Raw genomic sequence first — 4,740 nt, 5'->3', positions numbered from 1 at the left:
ATAACCGCCTGTACCACCATAATGGTTCCAGGAACCGGAAGGCCTTGTATAACCGGTCTGCCCACTATCTGTCCATGAAAAGCTATTATTTTGATCTATTTGTATCTGGTATAAAGTTAAATCGATAATTCTTATACTGCATTGGTAAGGGCCAGAATATTCTTTATAATAGGTATTTTATTTTTTAAAAATTCGGTTTAAAATAGTCACCACGTCGTCACTATATTAAAAAAAACAACTTTTCTATAACAATTAATAATATATGAGGTTTCTAGGTATAACTCCTGCAATATTTGGAAATATATAATGATCAATAATTTGATTAAAAGTTTTTATAACTTATTCATATGTCAAGTGGGTTTCATGGAACTTATACCTATTACAACCTAATTTCTCGATAAAAAAAACTTTTTGCCCATATCCTAAAATAATATTGAGCTTCGATATATCTTCTGCGGTATTTAACTCATATTTATTCAAATCTCCCGTAACTATAAAGTTATTTTCCCCAGTAAAGCCGAAATAAAATCCTGTTTCACCACCACCATGTTCTCTTAAATATTTTAACCTTTTTTCTCTGGCTTCTTTTGTCCTATAAAGATCGAATAAAATTCCAAAACTTGATATTTTTGAATTATTTTTCCGTATTATTTTTGATTCTGCCTCATAAATAATATAAATAGTATCCTTTTTTATTTTTTGGGAATAACAAAGTAAACCTGAAAAAAGCAGTATTAATAAAATCTTTAATTTCATTTTATTGACAATTTGGGTTACTTGCAATAAAATTTTCATAAGCAGAATTCAACAGCAATCGATTTGCTAATGGTTCTTTTTCCCATGCAACGGTCGGATTTGGAGGGAGCCCTGTAATTGCATTTAATTCTGCGCCACCTTTCAATCCAACCCAAGCGAGTGCTTCGTATTGTAAATCGGTTAATGAATCATCATAATCCCTTAGGGTTTGTTTGATAATTTCAATATAATGTTCTGCCATTAGTTGGTGTTGTGGGGCTCCAGCTGGTTGGTCTAGAGGCCATTCAAGCCAATATCTTGTATAATATTCTTCCAAACCTTCAAAATCGTTTTTTAATGATTTAATAAATGCCTCTGTCCATGGTACTTCCGGTTGGCGGGCAATGCTCAGTAATTTTCTATACATTTCGGCATGGATCATTTCATGTATCATCGTACGGGCCACATCTATATTGGGCCGATTTAATAGATTAGGATTGAAAGTTATTTTTATAAGATAATTATTGGGTTCATCTGTTACTGCAGTTGCGTTGGGATAAACAGGATGAACTCCAGTAGTTAACCTCAAATTGGCAACAGGATTTGTGAAATTATTATCAAAATTTTGCAGATATTCTTTAAATTTAGTCGCTTTGCCCATCGCTGTGTAAACTCCATAAAGACAGTTATTATCAATAAACGATTTATTTAGAATCACCTCCTCCTCAAAATCCACTTCCCCACCAGTCATTTTTGCATCTACTGCCTCATGTGAAAAGTCTTCTGCTTTTTCGCTGTAAACATTTGAAACACCATAGGTATATACCTGCATCATAAACTCCTGGTTTTCCTCCTTTTTTAACCAATCTAACTGGGAGACATTAAAATTGTATTCATAATCTAATTTATATAATGCGTATTCGTATAAATTTATGCCATACGGACCTGACTCAAAACAGTCTGAAGAAGACTTAGTATCAGGCTGACATACTATTTCCCCACTGTTCTAGAATGCAGCGTCAAAATAGGTGTTTAAAATAGTTTATGCCTCTTTTATTTCTCTAGAAGCCGTGTCTTTACCCTGGGATTTACAATTTATAAAACATCCCAGCATCATCAATAATATAAGTGATTTAGTTTTCATTAATTACAGTTATTAGTTCCTTGAGCTTGTCCTGTAGCCGGGTGCGAATCCTTCTGCTATAATTGCGCCTATCATCTCCGGTTGGGTTATAATATTTAAGTTGTTTAAAGCAGGTCTCTACAATGTAGGAATATTAAAAATCTTTAAAATTTCCAATAATTCATTGGCTACTTCTACTTTTTATTTTTTATCTTCTTTTCTGGGAAAAAATTGATAACTGGCATTTAAACTACTCGTACAGTCAGGCCAAATTATATTCTTAGGGTATAGCTCCTTCGTTTCTGAAATCAACTTGATACACAACTATTTTCCCATTACCTATTTCCTCTATAATGTAAGGATTAAATACTCCATTCCTGTCAATTACCCATACACCTCCAAAATATTTTTTTAAAAAATTTTCATTATCCTTCCTCCATTTCTTTTCTTTTTCTTTTAGTTCACTCTCCTCCGTTAGGGAATAATTTTTAACGTCACAAATAGATAAAGTATCCCTTGTATGGTACTTTTTGTGAGTAAAATAAAATCTATATAGATTAAAATTTAATTTATCGCCATCTATAAATTTTTTCCCCAAAGCCTTAGAATAAGTGCCATCATTTTTCTGGAACAATAAATAAATCTTCTCGCTAGGGATTTCCTGTGCTGTGGTTGGTGCCAAACAAAAACATAGAATCCCAAACAGCCAAATTTTAATTACATGTGTTCGTATCATTATTTTGGAAATTAATTATAGTGTTGTGAATATTCATCCTTTCTTGCACAGCAGTAAGGTTTGGGTCTTCATCTATATGCTCCCAGGCTCCCGTGGATTTCTCATAAAGACCTGTTGTAGGATTGAAATTTCCTGTTCCCATTAACCCGTACCAGGATAAAGCTTCATAAAAACTTGGTGTATGCTGGTAATTGTCATATTCTGAAATCGCAGAGATAATTGTGTTTCTATAGTTTTCAGCCATCTGTTGATGTTGGGGGGAACTAGGCTCTTGACCAGGAGGGACGTCCCATTCATATCTAGTATAGTAATCCCAAATTCCAAAAAAATTAAATTTTAAATCTGCATTAAAATCTTCAAAGGAATAGGGATCTTGGATATACCACTGCGTGAAGTTTAAATCTGGTTGCTGCGCTACCGCCAACATCTTTCTATACATCTCTGCATGTATTATTTCATGCATAAACGATGTTGCAATAATTAATTTAGGTTTGCCATGAATTGAGCTTGATAAATTGGGATCTCCATTAAAATCAATTTTTATCAAATAATTTTCAGGAGAATTGGTAATAGCAATTCCACCCCAAAATCTAGGATCATAATTACTGCTAAAATTCACATCATACCCAAACTTCAAATTCGCCACAGACATATCAGCATCAAAATTTTGAAGATATTCATTAAATTTAGTTGCTTTGCCCATAGCTGTGTAAACTCCATAAAGACAATCATTATCAATAAACGGTTTATCCAAAATCACCTGCTCCTCAAAATCCACATCCCCTTTGGCCATAAAGGCTCGTAGGGATTGCAACCCAAACATTGTTGCTTCAGCGATTGTGTTAATATTTAAAAAAAGGTAAAGGTTATTTAATTGCTCATTATTAGTCTATTACGTGTTCATTTCGCCAATAAACCCTATATTTAATTAAGCAGTCATTCGATTCTTCTATTAAATAAGTGACGAACTTACCATTCTTGTCATGTGGCGCAATTATTTTTCCATATTTTCTCTTTAAAACAGGTAAGTTTTTTTTATACCATAGTCTTCCTAAGCTATCTATATCATTTACTTCCGTGAACTGATAGTTTTTTAAGTTTTTAATATCTAAAGTGTCAGAATCTCCATTCTTAGGATAAATAAAAATTGCTTCTCCACATAAATTAAATTGTATGACATTTTCTTTTCTCCATTTTAATTTGCTTAAAATATCCGAATGTTGGCAATTATTGACATAATAAGAATAATTTAAATATACTGTATCCTTAGGGATTACAATTTCTTGTGTGAAGCCTTTTAATACTATAAGCAAAAACAAAGCATTAATTAGTACAATTGTGAGTTTCATTAGTAATGGCATTGGTTATTATTGAATTTATTTGAGATTGGCTTATAGAAGGGTCATCCCAAGCTACAGTCCCTTTTAGACCAATCCAAGCTATGGCATTGTAAAATTCAGGAGAATGTTGATTATTATCAAAATCCTTTAATGCGGCGATCATCATATTACGGTAATGAGAGGCCATTTGTTGATGTTGCTCTTCCGTAGGCCCTTCAATGGGTATTAACTGACCGTTTTCTTTATAAAATTTATATCTCATGTAATAATCATGAAGACCCTCATAATTATGCCTTAAACTATATAAGAAATTTTCCCATTGTTCACCTGTATAATTGTTATAGTTAACATGAGGTAATTGAGCACATTCTAATAGCTTTCTATACATCTCTGCATGTACCATTTCATGAATTAACTCCTGGGCTAAAATTATTGATGGAAAATTTTGTGCAGAAGAGGTTAAAGTAGGATCTGTATTAAATACAATATTTATGTTATATCCCGGCACGTTGCTTCCATTTGCTCCATTTATCGGCGGCTCTGTTACTGCACCAGCTCCCCAGTTTTCGGTTGGTTGATTCACTTTAAAATTACTGTCAACACTAAAATTAAGATGGCCAACTGCATTATCTGGCAAGAAATTGTTTAAATAACCCGCTATAGTATTAGTTCCTGTTTTAAATTTATCGTATACGCATTTTAATCTTTGGTGGTTTTCGAAACTAGAATCTAGAATTATCTTATCCTCAAAATCCACCTCCCCTTTGGCCATCCTGGTTTCAACAGCTAATTCTCCAAAATCTTTT

General features: G+C 32.9%; 6 protein-coding genes. All 6 read right to left on the bottom strand.

The window, feature by feature from the left end; genetic code table 11:
* Positions 1–339 precede the first annotated feature (339 nt).
* Positions 340–756 (bottom strand): hypothetical protein, encoded by a 417-nt coding sequence (locus ACKGJN_RS16180; protein ID WP_409540603.1) that lies wholly within the window; start codon positions 754–756, stop codon positions 340–342.
* Between the two features lies 1 nt (position 757).
* The gene (locus tag ACKGJN_RS16175) at positions 758–1,570 is read right to left on the bottom strand and encodes a catalase family protein (RefSeq protein WP_409540602.1); all 813 of its coding nucleotides are present in this window, start codon (positions 1,568–1,570) and stop codon (positions 758–760) included.
* A gap of 568 nt (positions 1,571–2,138) precedes the next feature.
* Positions 2,139–2,540, bottom strand: a complete 402-nt coding sequence (locus ACKGJN_RS16170) for a hypothetical protein (RefSeq protein WP_409540601.1) — start codon at positions 2,538–2,540, stop codon at positions 2,139–2,141.
* 31 nt (positions 2,541–2,571) lie between these two features.
* Positions 2,572–3,387, bottom strand: coding sequence for a hypothetical protein (locus ACKGJN_RS16165; RefSeq protein ID WP_409540600.1), 816 nt, complete (start codon positions 3,385–3,387; stop codon positions 2,572–2,574).
* Positions 3,388–3,478: 91 nt separating this feature from the next.
* Positions 3,479–3,943 carry a hypothetical protein gene (locus ACKGJN_RS16160; RefSeq protein ID WP_409540599.1) on the bottom strand — a complete coding sequence of 155 codons (465 nt, stop codon included), beginning with the start codon at positions 3,941–3,943 and terminating at the stop codon, positions 3,479–3,481.
* Positions 3,918–4,740, bottom strand: an 823-nt coding sequence (locus tag ACKGJN_RS16155) for a hypothetical protein (protein WP_409540598.1), incomplete at its 5' end; no start/stop codon positions are given. The genes ACKGJN_RS16155 and ACKGJN_RS16160, both read right to left, overlap by 26 nt.

This window comes from Gillisia xinjiangensis (assembly GCF_046298265.1).
Taxonomy (GTDB): domain Bacteria; phylum Bacteroidota; class Bacteroidia; order Flavobacteriales; family Flavobacteriaceae; genus Gillisia; species Gillisia xinjiangensis.
The sequence above is the reverse complement of the archived record's forward strand: the minus strand, read 5'-3'. Positions and strand labels throughout refer to the sequence as shown.

Bases quoted from the DNA above. Each gene is read 5' to 3' on its own strand.
- ACKGJN_RS16180 (WP_409540603.1), bottom strand. From the start codon at position 756: ATGAAATTAAAGATTTTATTAATACTGCTTTTTTCAGGTTTACTTTGT.
- ACKGJN_RS16175 (WP_409540602.1), bottom strand. From the start codon at position 1,570: ATGATGCAGGTATATACCTATGGTGTTTCAAATGTTTACAGCGAAAAA.
- ACKGJN_RS16165 (WP_409540600.1), bottom strand. From the start codon at position 3,387: ATGGCCAAAGGGGATGTGGATTTTGAGGAGCAGGTGATTTTGGATAAA.
- ACKGJN_RS16160 (WP_409540599.1), bottom strand. From the start codon at position 3,943: ATGAAACTCACAATTGTACTAATTAATGCTTTGTTTTTGCTTATAGTA.